19 protein-coding genes are annotated in these 21,801 nt (G+C 57.1%); 6 read left to right on the forward strand and 13 right to left on the reverse strand.

Annotated features, from left to right (window positions below; translation table 11 throughout):
• Positions 1 to 14: 14 nt before the first annotated feature.
• The 12 genes from KBF66_RS02025 to KBF66_RS02080 form a co-directional block, all read right to left on the reverse strand.
• Complete coding sequence (locus tag KBF66_RS02025; protein ID WP_296651370.1) at positions 15 to 2,579, reverse strand: FimV/HubP family polar landmark protein; 2,565 nt, start codon at positions 2,577 to 2,579, stop codon at positions 15 to 17.
• 240 nt (positions 2,580 to 2,819) lie between these two features.
• Positions 2,820 to 3,950 carry an aspartate-semialdehyde dehydrogenase gene (gene asd, locus KBF66_RS02030; protein WP_296651481.1) on the reverse strand — a complete coding sequence of 377 codons (1,131 nt, stop codon included), beginning with the start codon at positions 3,948 to 3,950 and terminating at the stop codon, positions 2,820 to 2,822.
• 232 nt (positions 3,951 to 4,182) lie between these two features.
• A complete protein-coding gene (gene leuB, locus KBF66_RS02035; protein WP_296651374.1) occupies positions 4,183 to 5,250 on the reverse strand; it encodes a 3-isopropylmalate dehydrogenase in 1,068 nt (355 codons plus the stop codon).
• A 79-nt stretch (positions 5,251 to 5,329) separates the two neighbouring features.
• Positions 5,330 to 5,980 carry a 3-isopropylmalate dehydratase small subunit gene (gene leuD / locus KBF66_RS02040; protein ID WP_296651379.1) on the reverse strand — a complete coding sequence of 217 codons (651 nt, stop codon included), beginning with the start codon at positions 5,978 to 5,980 and terminating at the stop codon, positions 5,330 to 5,332.
• A 31-nt stretch (positions 5,981 to 6,011) separates the two neighbouring features.
• Entirely contained in the window at positions 6,012 to 7,475 is a 1,464-nt protein-coding gene (leuC, locus tag KBF66_RS02045; protein WP_296651384.1) for a 3-isopropylmalate dehydratase large subunit, read from the reverse strand.
• Between the two features lie 106 nt (positions 7,476 to 7,581).
• Positions 7,582 to 8,892: a citrate synthase gene (locus KBF66_RS02050; RefSeq protein WP_296651389.1), complete on the reverse strand. Its 1,311-nt coding sequence runs from the start codon at positions 8,890 to 8,892 to the stop codon at positions 7,582 to 7,584.
• Positions 8,893 to 8,901: 9 nt separating this feature from the next.
• A complete protein-coding gene (locus tag KBF66_RS02055; protein WP_296651391.1) occupies positions 8,902 to 9,201 on the reverse strand; it encodes a succinate dehydrogenase assembly factor 2 in 300 nt (99 codons plus the stop codon).
• Between the two features lie 10 nt (positions 9,202 to 9,211).
• Positions 9,212 to 9,916, reverse strand: coding sequence for a succinate dehydrogenase iron-sulfur subunit (locus tag KBF66_RS02060; RefSeq protein ID WP_296651395.1), 705 nt, complete (start codon positions 9,914 to 9,916; stop codon positions 9,212 to 9,214).
• A 50-nt stretch (positions 9,917 to 9,966) separates the two neighbouring features.
• On the reverse strand, positions 9,967 to 11,772 hold the full coding sequence (sdhA, locus tag KBF66_RS02065; protein ID WP_296651400.1) for a succinate dehydrogenase flavoprotein subunit: 1,806 nt from the start codon (positions 11,770 to 11,772) through the stop codon (positions 9,967 to 9,969).
• 77 nt (positions 11,773 to 11,849) lie between these two features.
• A complete protein-coding gene (sdhD, locus tag KBF66_RS02070; RefSeq protein WP_296651403.1) occupies positions 11,850 to 12,215 on the reverse strand; it encodes a succinate dehydrogenase, hydrophobic membrane anchor protein in 366 nt (121 codons plus the stop codon).
• A gap of 14 nt (positions 12,216 to 12,229) precedes the next feature.
• On the reverse strand, positions 12,230 to 12,673 hold the full coding sequence (gene sdhC / locus KBF66_RS02075; protein WP_296651406.1) for a succinate dehydrogenase, cytochrome b556 subunit: 444 nt from the start codon (positions 12,671 to 12,673) through the stop codon (positions 12,230 to 12,232).
• Between the two features lie 196 nt (positions 12,674 to 12,869).
• The gene (locus KBF66_RS02080) at positions 12,870 to 13,667 is read right to left on the reverse strand and encodes a GntR family transcriptional regulator (protein ID WP_296651485.1); all 798 of its coding nucleotides are present in this window, start codon (positions 13,665 to 13,667) and stop codon (positions 12,870 to 12,872) included.
• 179 nt (positions 13,668 to 13,846) lie between these two features.
• Between KBF66_RS02080 and KBF66_RS02085 the strand changes: the two genes are divergently transcribed.
• The 6 genes from KBF66_RS02085 to KBF66_RS02110 all read left to right on the forward strand — a co-directional run bounded on the left by KBF66_RS02085 (position 13,847) and on the right by KBF66_RS02110 (position 21,151).
• Positions 13,847 to 14,833, forward strand: a complete 987-nt coding sequence (locus tag KBF66_RS02085) for a malate dehydrogenase (RefSeq protein ID WP_296651410.1) — start codon at positions 13,847 to 13,849, stop codon at positions 14,831 to 14,833.
• Positions 14,834 to 14,880: 47 nt separating this feature from the next.
• Positions 14,881 to 15,927 (forward strand): aldolase/citrate lyase family protein, encoded by a 1,047-nt coding sequence (locus KBF66_RS02090; protein ID WP_296651414.1) that lies wholly within the window; start codon positions 14,881 to 14,883, stop codon positions 15,925 to 15,927.
• 88 nt (positions 15,928 to 16,015) lie between these two features.
• Complete coding sequence (locus tag KBF66_RS02095) at positions 16,016 to 16,654, forward strand: hypothetical protein (RefSeq protein ID WP_296651417.1); 639 nt, start codon at positions 16,016 to 16,018, stop codon at positions 16,652 to 16,654.
• 60 nt (positions 16,655 to 16,714) lie between these two features.
• The gene (gene acnB, locus KBF66_RS02100) at positions 16,715 to 19,312 is read left to right on the forward strand and encodes a bifunctional aconitate hydratase 2/2-methylisocitrate dehydratase (protein WP_296651419.1); all 2,598 of its coding nucleotides are present in this window, start codon (positions 16,715 to 16,717) and stop codon (positions 19,310 to 19,312) included.
• A gap of 160 nt (positions 19,313 to 19,472) precedes the next feature.
• Positions 19,473 to 20,120, forward strand: a complete 648-nt coding sequence (locus KBF66_RS02105; protein WP_296651424.1) for a DUF47 domain-containing protein — start codon at positions 19,473 to 19,475, stop codon at positions 20,118 to 20,120.
• 20 nt (positions 20,121 to 20,140) lie between these two features.
• Positions 20,141 to 21,151, forward strand: coding sequence for an inorganic phosphate transporter (locus KBF66_RS02110; protein ID WP_296651430.1), 1,011 nt, complete (start codon positions 20,141 to 20,143; stop codon positions 21,149 to 21,151).
• On the opposite strand, the gene KBF66_RS02115 is transcribed toward KBF66_RS02110, so the two are convergent.
• On the reverse strand, positions 21,132 to 21,683 hold the full coding sequence (locus KBF66_RS02115; RefSeq protein ID WP_296651434.1) for a GNAT family N-acetyltransferase: 552 nt from the start codon (positions 21,681 to 21,683) through the stop codon (positions 21,132 to 21,134). The two genes, KBF66_RS02110 and KBF66_RS02115, sit on opposite strands and share 20 nt — an antisense overlap.
• Between the last annotated feature and the right edge of the window lie 118 nt (positions 21,684 to 21,801).

The raw sequence follows: 21,801 nt of genomic DNA on the forward strand, positions 1-21,801 counted from the left end.
GTTGCACCGACTGTTCAAAGCTTTCCCAGTGCTGTTTCGGCCTTTGACTTCATGTCGCCCGAGGCCTCGGCGATCACCTCTTCGATGAGCGCGCGGGCACCATCGTCATCACCGATCGCCAAAAATTCTTCAGCAAGCGCCAGCTTGGTCTCCAGTGGGTCTTGCCCCTCAGGCAGTGCACCCGCCACTGTGATCGGCTCGTCTCCCATGTCGAGTGCCAGTGAACCCAGATCAAAATCGACCAGATCGGCACCGGCGTCGGTGGGCTCTGTAACGGAGGGTGACGGGGGCTGCAGCGTCGGGTCGGAAGTGGCTGGCTCAACGGGTTCAGGCAAAGAGAAATCCAGCCCCTCAATGCTGAGCTCAGGTTCGCTGACAGCTTGCGGTGCTAGCCCTGGTGCCAATGGGTCGGGCGTGATCGCCGGCAAATCCGCCAGTTCCGGTTCTGGCAGGAACTCTGCTGCGGCTACCGGCGGGCTTGCATCGGCCTGCGGGGCAGGTTCGTCCGAGAAGTCCAGATCAAGGTCAAGGTCGACAAAACTGCTGGTACCAGCCGGTTTTTCTGCCGGTGGTTTGGGTACATAGGGTGCCGTTGTGGGGTCATCGTCGAAGGGCATCGGGCCAGTGACGGGACTGGGTTTGGCAAAAGGCGCGCCACCTGGCAGGTAGAGCGCGTTGTCGGGGTCGATCGTCAACCCCTTTTCACACACCCGCTCCCAATCAGTACCCGTGCCATCGGTCAGATTGAAAGCCAGTGTGGCAATCGACTCAAAGGCCTTGACATCACCACGCTTGGCGTAGATTTCGAGCAATTTGTGATGAATAGCCAAACGATCTGGCGTGTTGCGCAACGCGTCCTTGAGAATTTCTTCGGCTTGTAAATCACGGCCATAGGCCATGTAAACATCAGCCTCGGCCACCGGATCAACCTCATCGGCTGCGTCCAATTGGCTTGGCGAGTAAACCATCGAGGTGCCGCTGGGAACATCGTCGCGGGTGTCCACACTTTGTCCTCCGCTGGCATTGAGCAGGAACTCAGGTGGTGCGTCCAGGTCGCTGTCCGCCTGCACCGCTGCCTTGCGTTGGCGCACCCTATAGACAGCAAAACCAGCCAGAAGTGCCAGCAGTGCAATGGCTCCACCAGGCACCAGCGGGTTGTCCAGCAATGCATCCATCAAGCCTGTTTCGGCGCTGGCCTCTGGTGGCAAGGCAGGTGCGGCTGGCGCCGACGCTTTGGGTGTCGCCGAGGCGGCTGCGTCTGCCGCTGAAGCGACAGCTGCCGGAGCTGCGGGTGGCTCGGCGGTTGCCGAGGCTGCTGGCGCCGCGACAACTGTGGCCGGTGTGGCCACAATAGCGGGCAGATCAGGCCTGGTGGGGGCTGAACTGGCGGCACTGGCGGGCGCGGCCACACTGGATGCAGCGGCCAGTTGGTTGAGATCGCTGAGATTCTTGGCCAGTTCAGCGGCACGATTGGCGGTCTCCCGGGCGTTGCGCTGATTTGCCAATTCCGCCTCGGTCCCTTTGCCTTGAACAGCACCCTTGGACAAGGTCAGGCGATCCGTTGCGGCGGCTGCCGGTTTTTTCTCTTCAACCGTGGTTTGTATTTTGCCGCTAAGTTCGCGCGCTGCGGGTGCCTGCGCCGCCGTCGGTGCGTTGCTGGCAAACTTGCGCCGGAAATCGTTGAAATCCGCACTTTGGGCAATCACGATCTGCCGGGCCTGCGGTGCCGGCGTTACGGCTGCCTCACTCTCTGAGGGAAGATCAAGCACGGCGCCGGCCTTGATGCGGTTGACATTGTTCTGGATAAAAGCGTCCGGATTGGCGCGCAACAAAGCCACCAGCATTTGGTCCAGTGACACGGTGGCAGGTTTGTGGGCGATGGCAATACGTCCAGCGGTATCACCCGCTTTCACAATCAGGGTCTTGTCGGTTGCCGGCGGGGTGGCTGGTCGAGCGGGAACCTGGGTTGGCATCGGCGCGGGCACGGGTGTGGGCGGACGGGTGGTCACCGGGGCAGCTGGTTTGCCTGGCAGCGGCGTGGACGTCGGCTCCGGGCGCGTCGTGGCAGCCAATGGTGGTGCAAGGGGCGCAGTTGAACTGGGCTGCACGGGTCGTGGTGTGGCCGGCGCGGCTCCGATGGCAGCGACAGCAACATTCGCGTCGCGCAAACTGGGCGGATCGAACAGCATGGTGTAGTCGCGCACAATGCGACCGGAACTCCAGCTGGTTTCAAGCAGCATGTCGACAAACGGTTCGGCAATGGCGCGATCGCTGTTGAGCTTGATGAACGAGCGCCCATTCGGGCGGTACTGCAGCGTCGCCCGCACGCTGCCCAGTGCCGGGTTGTACTCCAGACCAGCTAACTTGAAACTCTCCGGCGGCGCAATTTTGCTGGAAAGAGAAGCCGCCTCGTCGGCGTTGATGTCCAGAATCTCGATTTCGGCTAACAGGGGCTCACCAAGTGCCGATTGAACACTGATGCGGCCAAGCGACAACGCCGACGCATGGGAACCCCACAAGCCCAAGAGTACAGCCAGCGCGATAGCGCTGAACTGCCGTTGTTGAGACTTTGCAATCAATTTGTTGACTCCGGTTGGACCGCCATCAGATGGCATCTCGTTCTGGACGCATGACCTGGTCGAATGTTCGATCCGAGAACCATAGCATCAAAGTCATGGCCTGACAAGTTCGCTCAGCCGTGAATCGGGTGCTATACCTTTGACCTTACCCACGTGTGATTCTATGTTGTACCGGGCCAACATATAGCCCTGACAACGCCAACTTCTCGTGTTGTGCGTTGCCAAGGTCTACAAGGCGTTTCAGGCCTGTAACAAGATGCGCAGCATGCGCCGCAGTGGTTCGGCCGCGCCCCACAATAACTGGTCACCAATGGTGAAGGCCCCCAGGTACTGCGGACCCATGGCCATCTTGCGGATACGGCCCACCGGAATGGTCATGGTGCCGGTCACTGCCACCGGTGTCAGATCTTTCAAGGTGGCCTCACGGGTGTTGGGTACCACTTTGACCCACGCGTTGTCGGCGGCGATCATGGCTTCGATATCGCCCACGGGCACGTCTTTCTTGAGTTTGAAAGTCAGGGCCTGACTGTGGCAGCGCATGGCCCCCACCCGCACGCAAAACCCATCGACCGGCACCGGCGGTGTGCCAAAGGCCTCGCCCATACCCATGATCTTGTTGGTCTCGGCCATGCCTTTCCACTCCTCTTTGGACATGCCGTTGCCCAAATCCTTGTCGATCCAGGGAATCAGTGATCCGCCCAGGGGAACGCCAAAGTTGGCGGTATCTGCGCCAGACAGGGCGCGTTGTTTGGCGATGACTTTGCGGTCGATTTCCAGAATGGCACTCTTGGGGTCGTCAAGCAGAGCTTTGACCTCGGCGTTGAGCGTGCCGTATTGCGTCAGCAACTCCCGCATGTGCTGCGCACCACCACCACTGGCTGCCTGGTAGGTCTGCGTGCTCATCCACTCGACCAGGCCAGCCTTGTACAGCGCGCCAACCCCCATCAACATGCAGCTCACCGTGCAGTTGCCGCCGATCCAGTCTTTGCCGCCTTTGGCCAAAGCGCTCTGAATCACCGGCATGTTGACCGGATCGAGAATGATGACGGCGTTTTTCTCCATGCGCAGCGTCGACGCCGCGTCGATCCAGTGACCAGTCCATCCGGCGGCGCGTAACTTGGGGAACACAGCTGTGGTGTAGTCGCCACCCTGGGCACTGATGACGATGTCACAACGCTTGAGCGCGTCGATGTCATAGGCATCTTGCAGGGTGGTTTCGTTTTTGGCCAGTGCTGGCGCAGCACCTCCCGCATTCGAAGTGGAAAAGAACATGGGTTCGATCAGGTCGAAGTCGCCCTCTGCCTGCATTCGGTCGATCAAGACCGAGCCCACCATACCACGCCAGCCTACGAGGCCGACCAGATTGCCGATTTTCATGATATTGCCCTTTCAGATTGTCGAAATACACGGATTTCATCTGCCCGGCTCGTCTGGCCGGTAGGGGCGCGACGAACCAGGCTCTGTCAGTCAGTAATGGTTGTCGTTTGGGTCACAAAAGACCTTGCCATAGCAACATGGCCACGTACCACGCCACCCGTCTTGGCGGACGAATGCGAAGGTGTGCAGTCAATGTGTTGCATGCCCCGTATTGTAAATGGAGGAATTACAGGGCCTTGACAACCGCGTTGCCCATCTCAAGCGTTGACACGCGGGTGCAGCCGTCGCTGTAGATGTCGGCAGTTCGCAAGCCTTGCTGCAGCACCGACTGCACTGCGTCTTCGATGCGCTGTGCGGCTGCTTCCTGATTCAGGCTAAAGCGCAGCATCATGGCGGCACTCAGTATCGTCGCCAGAGGGTTGGCAATTCCTTGGCCGGCAATATCAGGTGCGCTGCCGTGGCTGGGCTCGTACAGTCCCTGGTTGCTGGCGTTGAGGCTGGCCGAGGGCAGCATGCCGATCGAGCCGGTGAGCATCGAAGCTTCGTCTGACAGGATGTCGCCAAACATGTTGCCGGTGACGATCACATCGAATTTCTTGGGTGCCTTGACCAACTGCATAGCTGCGTTGTCAACGTACATATGGTCGAGTGCCACATCCGGGTATTGTTGGCCGACCTCGGTGACCACGTCTTTCCAGAACTGGAAGGTTTCCAGCACGTTGGCTTTGTCCACGCTGGTCACGCGTTTGTTGCGTTTGCGCGCCGCCTGAAATGCCACATGGGCAATGCGTTCAATTTCTGGGCGGCTGTAGCGCATGGTGTCAAAGGCTTCCTCTGCGCCAGGAAAGTGGCCATCGGTTGCTACACGGCGACCACGCGGTTGGCCAAAGTAGATGTCGCCAGTGAGTTCGCGGATGATCAGGATGTCCAGGCCAGCCACCAGTTCGGGCTTGAGGCTGGAGGCGTTCACCAGTTGCTCGTAACAGATCGCGGGTCGGAAGTTGGCGAACAGGCCCAGGTTCTTGCGCAAACCCAAAATCGCTTGTTCGGGCCGCAGATGGCGCTCCAGATGGTCGTATTTCCAGTCGCCAACGGCACCAAACAACACCGCGTCTGCTTCTTTGGCCAGTCTCAGGGTGGATTCTGGCAAGGGATGCCCATGCGCGGCATAGGCAGCGCCGCCCACCAGGGCGGTTTCCATCTCGAAAGTGAGATCAAGCGCCTTGAGCACCTTGACGGCTTCAGCGACGATTTCGGTACCAATGCCGTCACCGGGCAGGACTGCGATTTTCATGAATGGGTTTCCTTTGGAGTACCCGGCAGCATCACAGACCCGGCCAGGCGATGTTGATTGATATTGAATTGATCGCTGTTCACGCCATCATGGTGCGCGCTAACCAGGGTTTCTTGGCCAAACGCTCGGCCTCAAAGGCACGGATCTTGTCGGCATGACGCAGGGTCAGACCGATGTCGTCAAACCCATTGAGCAGGCAGTACTTGCGAAACGCCTGCACCTCGAAGGGCCAGGCTTCACCATCTGGCTTGAGCACAAGTTGTTGCTCCAAATCGACGGTCAACGTGTATCCGGGGAACGCCGTCACCTCGTCAAACAACCTGCTGACTTGCGATTCACTCAACACAATTGGCAACAAGCCGTTCTTGAAACTGTTGTTGAAAAAAATGTCGGCGTAGCTCGGCGCGATGATGGCCCGAAAACCATACTGATCAAGTGCCCAGGGCGCGTGCTCACGCGAGGAACCGCAGCCAAAGTTCTTGCGTGCCAGCAGGATCGACGCACCCTGATAACGTGACTGGTTAAGCACAAAGTCAGGATTGGGTTGGCGACTGGCCGGGTCCTGGCCGGGATAGCCGGTGTCAAGGTAGCGCCACTCGTCAAACAGATTCTGGCCAAAGCCGGTTTTGCGAATCGACTTGAGGAACTGTTTGGGAATGATCGCGTCGGTGTCGACGTTTTCCCGGTCCATCGGGGCCACGAGACCTTTGAGCAGTGTGAATTTTTGCATGGCGTGGAGTTGGAGTTGATTTCAACCGGCGTCAGGCAAACTGCCGGACATCGACAAAATGGCCATGAACCGCAGCCGCGGCGGCCATCGCCGGGCTGACCAGATGGGTGCGGCCACCCGCACCTTGGCGGCCTTCAAAGTTGCGGTTGCTGGTCGAGGCGCAGCGCTCGCCGGGCTCAAGCCGGTCCGCGTTCATGGCCAGACACATGGAGCATCCCGGCTCACGCCACTCGAAGCCTGCGGCTTTGAATATCTCGTGCAGGCCTTCGCGCTCGGCCTGGTCTTTGACCAGGCCAGAGCCCGGCACAATCATCGCCATACGAATGTTGGCTGCCACCCGCCGACCCAGGGACTTGACCATGGCGGCAGCTTCACGCATGTCTTCAATTCGGCTGTTGGTACAGGAGCCGATGAATACCTTGTCAACGTACAAATCGTTCAGTGCTTTGCCCGGTGTCAGCCCCATGTAGGTCAACGCCCGCTCGATCGCTGCCCGCTTGTTCGTGTCCTTTTCTTTGTCGGGGTCGGGTACCCGGGCATCAATGCCCAGCACCATCTCGGGTGAGGTACCCCAGGTGACTTGGGGTACCAGCGTTGACGCGTCAAGTTTGACGATGGCGTCAAAATGGGCACCTGAATCCGACTGCAAGGTCTTCCAATAACGAACGGCTTCCTCCCACTCGACCGCAGCGGCTGATTCGTTGGCCGCACTGTGCCCAGGGGCCAGCGGCCGTCCCTTGAGGTACTGGATGGTTTTTTCGTCAACTGCCACCAGGCCGGCACGGGCACCCGCTTCGATGGCCATGTTGCAAATGGTCATGCGACCCTCCATGCTGAGGGCGCGAATGGCGGTGCCGGCGAACTCGATGGTGTACCCGGTACCGCCAGCAGTGCCGATCTTGCCGATGATGGCCAGCACGATGTCTTTGGCGCCGCAGCCACGTTGCAATACACCGTCGACCTGAATCAGCATGTTTTTGGCTTTTTTTGCCAGCAGGGTTTGTGTGGCCATGACGTGCTCGACCTCACTGGTACCAATCCCGTGGGCCAGCGCGCCAAAGGCACCGTGGGTGGAGGTGTGCGAGTCACCACAGACGACGGTCATGCCCGGCAGCGTGGCGCCATTCTCAGGGCCAATCACATGGACGATACCCTGACGACGCGACAGAAACGGAAAGTAGGCGGCCGCGCCATATTCCCTGATATTGGCGTCCAATGTCATGACCTGCTCTTTGCTGGTGAGGTCAGTGATGCCGTCGTAACCGTGTTCCCAGCCGGTCGTGGGGGTATTGTGGTCGGCGGTGGCCACCACCGAGCTGACACGCCAGACTTTGCGACCGGCCTGACGCAGACCTTCAAACGCCTGTGGGCTGGTGACTTCATGGACCAAATGGCGGTCGATATATAGCAGGGCGGTGCCGTCTTCTTCGGTGTGGACGACGTGTTCGTCCCAGAGTTTGTCGTACAGGGTGCGGACAAGGGCGTTGGGTTCCATGCGGGTCTTTGTAATGCTGACGGTTGAGCGGCGATTTTAGACGGTGGGTGGCAAAAAAAACCCGCCGGTGTTGCCATCCGGCGGGTCCGGTCAGACGGTGAGTTGCTTAACGTTCAGTGACCGGTTTGACATTGCGGGCGGTAGCCCCGGTGAACAATTGACGTGGACGGCCAATTTTGTATTCGGAGTCGCTGATCATTTCGTTGAGCTGCGCGATCCAGCCTACGGTGCGTGCCAGCGTGAACACGCCGGTGAAAAGGTTTACCGGGATGCCAATTGCCCGCTGCACAATGCCGGAATAGAAGTCAACATTGGGATACAGCTTGCGCTGCACGAAGTAGTCGTCTTCGAGGGCAATCTTTTCAAGCTCTTTAGCGAGCTTGAACAATGGATCGTTCTCCAAACCCAACTCGGCCAACACCTCGTTGCAGGTTTCCTGCATGAGTTTGGCACGTGGGTCGTAGTTTTTGTAAACGCGGTGGCCAAATCCCATCAATTTGACGCCAGAGTTCTTGTCTTTCACCTGTTCCATGAATTGACCGACCTTGGCCACACCACCCTGGCGCTGGATGTCTTCCAACATGTTCAGGCAAGCTTCGTTGGCACCACCATGTGCTGGCCCCCACAAACATGCGACACCTGCCGCAATGGCCGCAAAAGGATTGGTTCCGGATGACCCGCACAGACGTACCGTCGAGGTGGAGGCATTTTGCTCGTGGTCAGCATGCAAGATGAAGATGCGATCAAGGGCGCGCTCAAGCACCGGATTGACTTTGTACTCTTCGCAGGGGGTGCCAAACATCATGCGCAGGAAATTGCCCGCGTAGCTCAGGTCATTGCGCGGGTACATATAGGGCTGCCCAATGCCGTACTTGTAGGCCATGGCCACCAGTGTCGGCATCTTGGCAATCAGCCGGATGGCGGCCACATCGCGATGCTCTGGGTTGTTGATATCGGTGCTGTCGTGGTAGAAGGCGGACAAGGCACCGACCAGACCAGTCAGCACGGCCATGGGATGTGCATCACGGCGAAAGCCGCGCATGAAAAACTGCATCTGCTCATTGACCATGGTGTGGTTGATGACCAGTTTGTGGAAGTCTTTGCGCTCTTTCTCTTTGGGCAAGTCGCCTTTGAGCAACAGATAACAGGTGTCGAGGTAGTCACACTTGGTTGCGAGTTGCTCGATTGGGTATCCCCGGTACAGCAATTCCCCCTTGTCACCGTCAATGTAGGTGATGCCAGATTGGCACGACGCCGTGGACAAAAAGCCCGGATCATAAGTGAACATGCCAGTTTGAGCGTAGAGCTTTCGGATGTCGATGACATCAGGCCCGACGCTGCCTTGATAGACCGGCAAATCGACGCTGGGGCTGCCGTTGGAAAACGACAGTGTGGCTTTATTCTCAGCTAGTTTCATATCGACCTTTCAGGGGGTTGCTCTCAACATACTCAAAACTTCAGACGTGTCATCGCGAACCAGATCAGGTTGAACCTGCAGCAGGGTCTTTCGTCCCAGATGCAAATCCAGCAGATCGTTGTCACTGAGTTCCATTAGAGCGTTCAGACCTTGCGCCTGCTTGACGGTCAGCGTGGGTTCAAATCGCTTAAAAAAACGCTCAATGAAAATATCATTCTCTAACAGGCCCCGTCGGCAACGCCAGCGCAACTTGCTCAATGCTCGCTCATCAATCAATTGATCTGGCAAAACTGCCGACATGTTGTGCATACGGCAGATACTAAATGGCTCGGCGCACCATCAACTCTTTGATTTTGCCAATGGCAGCAGTAGGATTCAAACCTTTCGGACAAACATCAACACAGTTCATGATGGTGGTGCAGCGGAACAGGCGGTAGGGGTCTTCAAGATTGTCAAGGCGTTCGCTGGTGGCTTCGTCCCGGCTGTCAGCAATAAAGCGGTACGCTTGCAACAGCCCTGCTGGCCCAACAAACTTGTCCGGATTCCACCAGAATACCGGGCAACTGGTGGAGCAGCTGGCACACAGAATGCACTCATACAAACCATTGAGTTCATCACGTTCTTCTGGGCTTTGCAGGCGTTCTTTTTCTGGTGGGCGCGTTTCGTTGATCAAATAGGGTTTGATCGAGTGGTACTGCTGAAAAAACAGCGTCATGTCGACGATCAGATCACGAATCACCGGCAGGCCAGGCAGCGGCTTGAGCACAATGGTGTCGGGCAGAGTGCGCATATTGATCAGGCAGGCCAGCCCATTTTTTCCGTTGATGTTCATCGCGTCCGATCCACAGATGCCTTCGCGACACGAACGTCGATACGACAGGGTGGGGTCGAGTTTCTTCAGTTTGCCCAGCACATCAAGCAACATGCGCTCGCTGCCATCGAGTTCCAGCTCAACGGTTTGCATGTAGGGTTTGGCATCGGTATCCGGGTTGTAACGGTAAATCTGAAAGGTGCGTTTTGCCATGATGGATTCTCTTGTTCGGTGGGATGCAGAAAACTGCCGTATGAACGCGATCAGAACGTGCGGACCTTGGGTGGCACAGAGGCGACCGTCAGGGGCTTGAGGTTGACCGGTTTGTAGCTCAGGGTGTTGGTCTTGCGGTCCCACAGGGTGTGCTTGAGCCAGTTCACGTCGTCACGGCCAAGTGGGCATGTCGCATCGTCGGCCGGGCGGTCATAGTCAAGCACCGTATGCGCGCCACGGCATTCTTTGCGGGCAGCGGCAGACACCATGGTGGCTTGCGCGGCTTCCATCATGTTGTCGACTTCCAGTGCCTCGACACGCGCGGTATTGAATATCTTGGATTTGTCAGCCAATGTGATGTTGTTGACCGCGTCGCGCATGGCTGCGATTTTGACCACGCCTTCATCCATGCTCGCCTGCGTGCGAAACACACTGGCATGGGTTTGCATCGTGTTGCGAATGTCATCGGCCACTTTTTGTGCATAGTCGCCAGATTTGGAGGTGTCCAGCCGGTTGATTCGCACCAACGAAATGTCCGCACCGTTTTCAGGCACTGGCTTGTGGTTGTTGTTTTCGTCATTGAACTGAACAATGTGTTTGCCAGCGGCACGCCCAAACACCACGATATCCAGCAGTGAGTTGGTACCAAGGCGATTGGCGCCATGGACACTCACACAGGCGCATTCACCGACTGCATACAAACCATTGACCACCTTTTGACCCCCTTGCCCGTCCGGCGTCACCACCTGGCCATGAACGTTCGTCGGGATGCCACCCATCTGATAATGAATGGTTGGAATGACTGGAATCGGCTCTTTGGTGATGTCGACGTTGGCAAAATTATGACCAATCTCAAACACGCTGGGCAGGCGCAGAGCGATGGTGTCCGCACCCAGGTGGGTCATATCCAGGTTGATGTAGCTCTTGTTGGGGCCACAACCACGACCCTCCTTGATTTCCTGATCCATGCAGCGTGAAACAAAGTCGCGCGGCGCCAGGTCCTTGAGTGTCGGTGCATAGCGCTCCATAAAGCGCTCGCCATTGCTGTTGCGCAAAATGGCACCTTCACCTCGACAGCCTTCGGTCAGCAATACACCAGCCCCGGCGACACCCGTGGGGTGGAATTGCCAGAACTCCATGTCTTGCAAAGGGATGTCGGCGCGGGCCGCCATGCCCAAGCCGTCACCCGTGTTGATGAACGCGTTCGTGGAGGCAGCAAAAATGCGTCCCGCCCCCCCGGTGGCCAGCAACACAGTTTTGGCGCGCAGCACGTGAATTTCGCCAGTTTCCATTTCGAGCGCCGTCACGCCGACCACATCGCCATCGGCGTCGCGGATCAGGTCCAGTGCCATCCACTCAACGAAAAAGTTGGTGTGGGCCTTGACATTCTGTTGGTACAGCGTGTGCAGCATGGCGTGGCCAGTGCGGTCAGCTGCGGCACAGGCGCGCTGCACCGGCTTCTCGCCGTAGTTGGCGGTATGGCCGCCAAAGGGGCGCTGGTAAATTGTGCCATCCGGGTTGCGGTCAAAAGGCATGCCAAAGTGCTCTAACTCATAGACGACTTGGTTCGCTTCACGGCACATAAACTCGATGGCATCTTGGTCACCCAGCCAGTCAGAGCCTTTGATGGTGTCGTAAAAATGGTAGTGCCAGTTGTCTTCAGCCATGTTGCCCAGGCTGGCGCCAATTCCGCCCTGCGCGGCCACCGTATGTGAGCGGGTGGGGAATACCTTGGTGAGCACAGCGACATTGAGCCCAGCGTTGGACAGGCGCAGCGATGCGCTCATACCCGAGCCACCGGCGCCGACGATGACGACGTCAAATTTGCGCGTTGTGAGTTTGGAAGTTGCAGTCATAATGGTTTGTTTTCTGGATTATTGGTTTGGCAGCCAGGCGTCAACAGAGGGCTGCGAGCTTGTAGCGAGCAGCTGGATCAAAGACGCCAGAGAACCTGAATGGCCCAGCCGGTGCAGCCGACCAACCAGGCCAGGGCAAACACGTGCATGACAAAGCGGAAGGCATAGGGCTTGACGTAGTCCATAAAGATATTACGCATGCCTACCCAGACGTGATAAAACAACGACAAAAACATCACGAAAGTCAGAACCTTCATCCATTGCGGTGAAAAAATGCCAGCCCAGCGCTCATAGCTGATGGCACCTTTGCTGAAAATAACTTGTACCAGTACCACGATGGTGAATAGCGCCATCAAAACCGCGGTCACACGTTGTGACAACCAATCGCGCATACCGTAGTGAGCACCAACCACCGTGCGGTGGGAACCATAATTGACAGACATACTCAACTCCTGAATCAGTAAAGACCAAACAACTTGGCGCCGAGCACCGCGGTGAGGGTGAGTGTGAGGCCCAACACGACGGCGGCGGTTTGACGGCCAAAATCTTTGCCCACATGATGGTGATGGGTGTCCATCCACAAATGGCGCATGCCGGCGATAAAGTGGTGCAAGCCCGCCCAGATCAACCCAAGTACCACGAGTTTCCACAACACGCCGGGAATACCAAGCATGCCTGCATTGAAAGCGGCAGTGAACTTGGCGTAGGAAATCTCGGACGAGATGGAGGCATCAAACATCCAGATGACAAACGGCAACAGAAAAAACATGATGGCACCGCTGACTCGGTGCATGCCCGAAGCCAGTGACGCGAGGGGCCATCGGTAGCTGACAAGACTGGGGAAATCGATATTGCGAAATTCAGGCCGCTTCTTTGCTGGGCTCGACGCTGTTTCAGACATAAGACGCTTTCTAAGTTTTAAGTGAAGCTGGGCGTAACCGGGGGATGCTGGTCACCACGAAATTCTATTGCAATGCAGCATCATCTGACGGGGAAAACCCTCATTTTCGTCCTCTTACTGCCGCTGTTTTGCCCTGGATCAAGCGGATTCTCCCGAACATTGCACCAATCTGACGAGTTGTCGGTTGCGCGGACGATCAGTTCAGGGCGTTATGGTAGTAGTGGGTATCGGTGCGATAACTGCCGTAGCGTAGCTCCATCGGCTCGTTGCGATAGGTGAACGCCGTACGCTCCACGCTCAACAATGGTGTGCCGCAAGAAACGTTCAGCAGTGACTGGTGTTCGGCGGTGGCTGGAATGGCGCGGATCTTTTCTTCAGCGCGTACCATGCGAACATTGAATTCGGTTTCGAACAGGGCATACATTGGTCCTTGGTAATTGGTCAGCCGTTCTGCGGTCAAGCCCTTGAATGGCGCGGCCGGAAGCCAGATGTCTTCCAGAATGATAGGCGTGCCGCCAAAACTCAGCACGCGACGAACCTGCAAAACCGCATCTCCCGAACGCAAAGCCAACGCGCGCGCGATATCCGCACTGGCGCGAGACCGGCGACATTCGATGATATTGCGCTGTGCCGGCCCCTCACTGCCACGGGTGCCACTTTCGGGGACCAACTTGAGAAATCGGAACTGCACTTGCTGCTCGGCGTGCGTGGCGACAAAGGTTCCCTTGCCTTGTCGTCGCAAAAGCAGGTTTTCAGCCGCTAGTTCATCAATTGCCTTGCGAACAGTACCCTGACTGACCCGATAGCGTCCGGCGAGGTCCATCTCGCTTGGAATTGCCTCGCCGGGGCGCCATTCCGCACCTCGCAAGCTGTTGAGAATCAGCCCTTTGATTTGCTGGTAAAGCGGACTGAATGCAGGGGTGCTGCTGCCATCGATCAATATGGCGTTGGGAGTAGAGTCAGGTTCAGTCCCGGATTCTGGCAAGCCGTGCATAGGAATTGTCTCCAGATTCAATGGTATTTTTCTGTTACCAATCATATCTTATATAAGATATAAGACAAGTTGACGATGACTGTTTTCGGCGCTACACTGTGAGCTGTGCGAAACGCAGATGCCACGTCGTCTGACACGCATCGCACCAAATATTTTTCAACCATTTCTGGAGTTTCATTATGAGCAAAAAACCCGTACGTGTTGCAGTAACAGGTGCAGCCGGCCAAATTGGTTACGCCATCCTGTTTCGGATCGCCTCTGGTGAAATGCTCGGCAAAGATCAGCCCGTGGTGCTGAGTTTGCTGGAAGTTCCGGTTGAAAAGGCACAGCAAGCGTTGCAAGGCGTGATGATGGAATTGCAGGATTGTGCATTTCCGCTGCTGGTGGGCATGGAAGCCCATAGCGATCCGATGACTGCGTTCAAGGATGTTGACTATGCGCTGTTGATTGGATCGCGTCCGCGTGGACCTGGTATGGAGCGTGCCGAACTGTTGGCTGTGAATGGTGAGATATTCATTGCCCAGGGCAAGGCGCTCAATGCAGTGGCGAGCCGTGATGTCAGGGTGCTGGTGGTGGGCAATCCCGCAAACACCAATGCCTATATTGCGATGAAGAGCGCGCCGGATCTGCCACGCAAGAATTTCACAGCGATGCTGCGTTTGGATCACAACCGGGCTTTGAGCCAGTTGGCTGCCAAGACCGGCAAGCCTGTGGCCGATATTCAACAAATGGCGGTTTGGGGCAACCACTCGCCCTCGATGTATGCAGACTACCGGTTTGCGACGATCGACGGCCAAAGCGTCAAGGACATGATCAACGACCATGACTGGAACGCCAATACCTTTTTGCCAACCGTGGGTAAGCGGGGCGCCGCCATCATCGCAGCGCGCGGCGTGTCTTCGGCTGCATCAGCAGCCAACGCCGCGATCGACCATATGCATGACTGGGCGTTGGGTAGCAATGGCAAGTGGGTCACCATGGGTATCCCGTCGGATGGTCAATATGGCATTCCCAAAGACATCATGTTTGGTTTTCCGGTCACCTGTGAAGGGGGCGAATACAAACTGGTTGAAGGCTTGTCGATCGATGGGTTCAGTCAGGAGTGCATCAACAAAACTCTCAAGGAACTGCAGGACGAACAGGCGGGCGTGGCTCATTTGCTCTGAGCAGATCGCGACACAGGCACTCGGTCCAGCAGCCGCAGGCAGATACGGTGACCCATCCGCGTGACGTGTTGCTTGGCGCCCGTGTGGCGCCACTATTGCCAGTTTGCGATCACTATTGCGGTGTTGAAGCGCGGATGATCAAAAGCCTGGCGCTTCAGGCAGAGTTGACCCAAGAATTTGGAGCCTGCGTGTTGGATGTCACCCTTGATTGTGAGGATGGCGCTCCGGTTGGGGGTGAGCGCGACCATGCATTCTTGGTTGCAGATCTGGCACATCAAGCGCTGCACGCGATTGAGAATGTTGCCGATTGGTTGAAACCTCGCGTTGCTGTCCGGGTGCATGCGGTCGATCACCTCGCCTTTGAGAACGACATCGAGACTATTGTGGGGCGAGTAGGCGGTTCAATCTCGCACTTGATGTTGCCCAAGGTGGAGTCGGTCGCCCACATCGAACGTGCTGTGGCGCTGATCGATGCTGCTTGCAGTGCCATGCCGACCTTGGTCGGGTTGCCGGTCCATGCGTTGATTGAGTCTCCATCGGCGTTGCAACAGGCGGTGGCGATTGCGGCGCATCCGCGGGTGCAATCGCTCAGCTTTGGCCTCATGGATTTTGTCTCTGCACATGGTGGTGCCATTCCCGCTTGCGCGATGGGCTACGCGGGCGCACCTGGTCAGGCAAATCTGGACCAGTTTCATCATCCCTTGGTGGTGCGGGCCAAGCTTGATATAGCTGCCGTCTGTCACGCCCATGGCAAAGTGCCTTCACACTGCGTGGTCACCGAGTACAAAGACCCCGTTGCGATGCAAGCCGCTGCGCGCTGGGTTTGCAGGGCCTTGGGTTACACCCGGATGTGGAGTATCCATCCCGATCAGATTCGCCCCATTTTGGCGGCATTTGCCCCTGAGCAGGAAGAGGTTTCCGTTGCAGGTGAGATCATCGCAGCGGCCTATGGGGCGAATTGGGCTCCAGTCGCAAGGCTTGGCAAATTGCATGACCGGGCGAGCTATCGTTATTTTTGGCAGGTGCTTGAGCGCGCTTATCGTACGGGTCGATTGCCTCACAGCGATCCTGCCTACCAGTTCTTTGTTTCTTGAGAGTTGATGTCGCGTGTTCGTATCGGCAATTGGGCACGTGGCTTTTTTCAGTATTTAGAGGTGTCTGATGGTCATTAGGAATGTGCTCTTGCATACGCTTTTGCTTGCTGGTGCCTTCGGCAGCTCATGGGGTCCGGCGGTGGCTTCGGAGACGATCAAGAAAACCGAAAAGAAGTCGGTCAGCAAATCAAGCGCCAGCCGGATTGAACTCAAGAGCAAGGCTGGTCAGGTGGCGGCCGCAGTCGCAGCCGCAGACGTGGCACTGACCCCGGAAGAATTGGAAATAGCCCAGAAAATTGAAGTGGGCGAGGTGGCCTGTGAGCTTGGGGTGTCAGTCAGTGTCAAGGCAGATCCACATAAACCAGGCTATTTTGATATTCAAGGCAAGAAGTTCAAATTTCGCATGGTGCCAGTGGTTACCAGCACGGGTGCGCTGCGTTTGCAGGATGAGCGGGCTGGCGCGGTCTGGTTGCAACTGGCAAACAAATCGATGTTAATGAGTCAAAAAGCCGGAGCTCGGCTGGCAGATGCGTGCATGAGTCCGAACCAATTGGCCGTGACGCGCGCCATGGAGAAGGATCCGCCGCCGAGTTTGCTTGAACCGGCAGTCAAACCGATCGCGGCTGCAAGCAGCAGTCCAATGGCAATCGAGCCGAACCCGCATCCAACGATGCAGGCTGGGGTCACGAAACCCCCCACACCCCCTGTGTCAGCACCGGGACAGTAATCCGGGTTCTGACGCCACGTCCAACTGAGTACTTTATTGTTGATTGAAAAGGAGTTATCGATGTTGCAAGCCTACCGAACCCATGTTGCAGAGCGCGCCGCCCTTGGCATTCCAGCGCTGCCCCTGTCAGCGCAGCAAACCGCTGATCTGATCGAATTGCTCAAGGCACCGCCCACCGGCGAAGAAGCCTTTCTGGTTGATCTGATCACCCACCGCGTGCCAGCGGGGGTCGACGATGCCGCCAAGGTCAAGGCCAGCTACCTGGCAGCTGTGGCGCACGGCACCGAAAAATGTGCGCTGATCAGCCGCGAGAAAGCGACCGAACTGCTCGGTACCATGTTGGGGGGCTACAACCTGACACCGCTGATCGACCTGCTCGACGATGCCGTGGTGGCCAGTGTGGCTGCGCAGGCTCTGAAGAAAACCCTGCTGATGTTCGACCAGTTTCACGACGTCAAAGAGAAAGCCGATCAAGGCAATGCATTCGCCAAAGCCGTGTTGCAAAGCTGGGCCGATGCCGAGTGGTTTACCAGCCGGCCTGAGGTACCTCAAAGCATCACCCTGACGGTGCTCAAGGTCACCGGCGAAACCAATACCGATGACTTGTCACCGGCGCCTGACGCCTGGAGCAGGCCTGACATTCCGCTGCACGCGCTGGCGATGCTGAAGAACAAGCGTGATGGCATTACGCCTGAAGAAGATGGCAAGCGTGGTCCGGTCAAGTTCATCGAGGACTTGCGCGCACGCGGCAATTTGGTGGCTTATGTGGGTGATGTGGTGGGTACTGGCTCCAGCCGCAAGTCGGCCACCAACAGTGTGCTGTGGTTTACCGGTGAAGACATTCCCTTTGTGCCCAACAAGCGCTTTGGTGGGGTTTGCCTGGGTTCCAAAATTGCACCGATCTTCTACAACACCATGGAAGATGCGGGGGCGCTGCCCATTGAGCTTGATGTTAGCCAGATGGCCATGGGTGACACTATTGAGCTGCGTCCTTATGAAGGAAAAGCCCTCAAAGGCGGCACCGTGATTGCGGAGTTCACGCTGAAAAGTGAGGTGCTTCTGGATGAGGTGCGCGCCGGTGGGCGTATTCCACTGATCATCGGCCGTGGCCTGACCGCCAAGGCGCGCGAGGCACTTGGATTGCCAGTTTCCACTTTGTTCCGCCTGCCGCAAAACCCCAAGGCCACTGGCAAGGGTTTTACGCTGGCTCAAAAGATGGTGGGCCGTGCCTGCGGTCTGCCAGAAGGGCAGGGCGTATTGCCCGGCACCTATTGCGAACCCAAAATGACCAGTGTCGGCTCGCAAGACACCACCGGCCCCATGACGCGCGACGAGTTGAAAGACCTCGCCTGCCTGGGCTTTAGCGCCGACCTGGTGATGCAGTCTTTCTGCCACACGGCGGCTTACCCCAAGCCGGTGGACGTGAAGATGCACCACGAGTTGCCCGAATTCATCAGCAACCGGGGTGGTATTCCGCTGCGTCCTGGCGACGGCATCATCCACAGCTGGCTTAACCGCATGCTGTTGCCCGATACCGTGGGAACCGGTGGTGACAGCCATACCCGTTTCCCGATCGGCATCAGTTTTCCAGCCGGTTCCGGTCTGGTGGCGTTCGGTGCTGCCACGGGCGTGATGCCGCTGGATATGCCTGAGAGTGTGCTGGTGCGCTTCAAAGGCCAAATGCAACCTGGTGTCACTCTGCGTGACCTGGTGAACGCCATTCCCCTGTACGCCATCAAGTCGGGTGAACTGACGGTTGCCAAGCAAGGCAAAAAAAATGTGTTCTCCGGCCGCATCCTGGAGATTGAAGGTTTGCCGGACCTCAAGGTCGAACAGGCCTTTGAGCTCAGCGATGCCTCGGCCGAGCGCAGCGCCGCCGGCTGCACCGTGCACCTGAACAAAGAGCCGATCATCGAGTACATCAACAGCAACATCGTGATGCTGCAATGGATGATCGCCAATGGTTACTCGGATGTTCGCACCATCAAACGCCGTATCAAGGCCATGCAAGACTGGCTGGCCAATCCGCAGTTACTCAAGGCGGATGCCGATGCCGAGTACGCCAGCGTGATCGAGATCGATCTGGCTGACATTCACGAGCCCATCGTGGCATGTCCCAACGACCCGGACGACGTCAAGACCCTGTCGGAGGTGGCAGGCGCCAAGATCGACGAGGTATTCATCGGGTCGTGCATGACCAACATCGGGCATTTCCGCGCCGCCTCCAAACTGCTGGAAAACAAGCGCGACATTCCGGTCAAGCTGTGGATGGCACCCCCCACCAAGATGGACGCCAAGCAGCTCAGCGACGAAGGCCATTATGGTGTGCTGGGCTCGGCTGGTGCGCGCATGGAAATGCCAGGTTGCAGCCTGTGCATGGGTAACCAGGCGCAGGTGAAAGCGGGTGCCACGGTGTTTTCCACCTCGACCCGCAACTTCCCCAACCGTTTGGGCAAAAACAGCAATGTTTATCTGGGCAGTGCGGAATTGGCGGCGATTTGCTCCAAACTCGGCCGTATTCCAACCAAGGAAGAGTATTTGGCCGATATGGGTGTGCTGACCGCAGCCAGCAGCAAGATCTACCAGTACCTCAACTTTGACCAGGTCAAGGACTACACCGATGCAGCGGCATCGGTGAACGAGACCGTCAGCGCCTGAATCGTCTGACAGCTTGGTTGCGGCCGGATCTGGCCGCAAATGACAGCGCCCCTGGTTGCATGACCCGGGGCGTTTTTGTTTGGATTTTCACCAGAGCCCCAAGGTTAAACTCGACAGTCATCAAACTGACATTTTTCTGAAGTAATTCGAAGGAGCCCTTGTGATTTTTGGCAAACTCTTACCGCGCAATGATGATTTCTTCGCCATGTTCAATCAGCATGCCGATCACATCGTCGTTGCGGCACATGCCTTCTCCAAGTTGGTTGCCAACTATGCTGATCTGGAATTGCGGCAAAAATACCACCGTGAGGTGGATCACGCCGAGGGCTCAGCCGATCGGGTCACGCACGAAGTCAACAAAGCCATCCACAAGACCTTCATCACGCCGATCGATCGTGAGCAGATTCACAGTCTGATCAACACCATGGACGATGTGGCCGACCTGATCCAGGATTCGGCGGAAACCATGGCCTTGTACGATGTCCATCACATGACTGACGAAATCAGCCGGCTCACGGATCTGGGCGTCAAATGCTGTGAGCGGGTTCGGGATGCGGTTGGGCTGTTGGGCAAAATTGCTGACCACTCGACTGCAGACGCAGCGTTGAAAACCTGTGATGAAATTGACAAACTGGAGAGTGATGCTGATCGTGTCATGCGCACTGCCATGAGCAAGTTGTTCCGTGAAGAACCTGATGTCCGCGAACTGATCAAACTCAAGGCGATTTACGAGTTACTGGAGACCATAACCGACCGATGTGAGGATGTGGCCAATCTGATCGAGGGCATCATCCTCGAAAACTCTTAAGCAGTTGCGGAGTTAACACGATGCAATCTGTTCAAACCGCGCTGTGGATCGTGGTCGTGCTGGTGGTATTGGCACTGGTGTTCGACTTTATGAACGGCTTTCATGATGCCGCTAATTCGATTGCCACGGTGGTGTCTACGGGCGTCCTGCGGCCAGGTCAGGCGGTTGTGTTTGCTGCATTTTTCAATGTGGTTGCGATTTTTGTCTTTCACTTGAGTGTGGCTGCCACCGTCGGCAAGGGCATTGTGGCACCCGGCGTGGTCGATACTTATGTGGTGTTTGGTGCGCTGGTTGGGGCCATCACGTGGAACTTCATCACTTGGTACTACGGTATACCCAGCAGTTCATCCCACGCGCTGATTGGCGGCATTGTGGGTGCGGCCATCGGCAAGGCGGGTGTGAACTCGTTGATGCAATCGGGCATCTTGAAAACCATCATCTTTATTTTTGTGTCACCTTTGCTGGGTTTCTTGCTGGGTTCACTGATGCTGGTTCTGGTGGCCTGGCTATTTCGGGGTTTTAGGCCCCTGCGTGTTGACAAGTGGTTTCGTCGTCTGCAATTGGTATCGGCCGGTGCCTACAGTCTGGGGCATGGAGGCAACGATTCACAAAAGACCATTGGCATTATCTGGATGCTGCTGATCGCCACGGGCTACACGGCTGCAGGGGATGCCCGGCCACCGACCTGGGTCATCGTTTCATGCTACGCCGCAATCGGTTTGGGCACCATGTTCGGTGGATGGCGCATCGTGAAGACTATGGGCCAGAAAATCACCAAACTCAAGCCAGTGGGTGGGTTTTGCGCTGAAACGGGGGGTGCTCTGACACTGTTTCTAGCAACCGCCCTTGGTGTGCCTGTATCAACCACACACACCATCACCGGGGCAATTGTGGGTGTTGGCTCAGTGCGACGTGCCAGTGCTGTGCGCTGGGGTGTCGCCGGCAATATCATCTGGGCCTGGATTCTGACCATTCCGGCCAGCGCGTTTGTGGCAGCGGTCGCTTACTGGTTCAGTTTGCAGATTTTTTGATATCGATCGATCCGTCTGGGGGGGTCGAGTCGGCGGCGCCCAAAGCCCGTTCCATCAGTACCACATCAAGCCAACGCCCGAACTTCCAGCCGCAAGACTTCAAGATACCGACACCGGTAAACCCGGTGCTGCGGTGAACGCTGATGGAGGCTGCATTGGCTGAATCACCAATCACCGCGATCAGCTTGCGCACGCCCGTCTTTTCGGCATGGCACATGAGTTCGGCCAGCAGGGCGCGGCCGAGGCCACTGCCGCAGGCATCGGGTGTCAGGTAAATCGAGTCTTCGGCTGAAAAACGATACGCCGGGCGTGGTTTGAACCAGTTGCAATAGGCAAAGCCCAACACTTGATCGGCCTCGGCGCAGACCAGGTAGGGCAGCCCCTTGCTCAGCACATCGTCGCGCCGGGCTGCCATGTCGGCCAGACTGGGCGGCGTTATCTCGAAGGTGCCTGTACCGTGCAACACATGGTGTTGATAAATGTCGGTAATTTGCTGAAGGTCGGCGTCGATGCTGGGGCGAATGAGTGGCATGGGTTGTGCTGCTGGCTATAATGCTGGGTTGCTTGACGTGTCGCTGGCCGGGTGGCTATGTCGCGTGTCTCAAACGTCGGGCTCGGTACTCAATTTTCGTGGAATTCAATTTCCACTT

The sequence above is a fragment of the Rhodoferax sp. genome, assembly GCF_018063565.1.
GTDB lineage: Bacteria > Pseudomonadota > Gammaproteobacteria > Burkholderiales > Burkholderiaceae_C > Rhodoferax.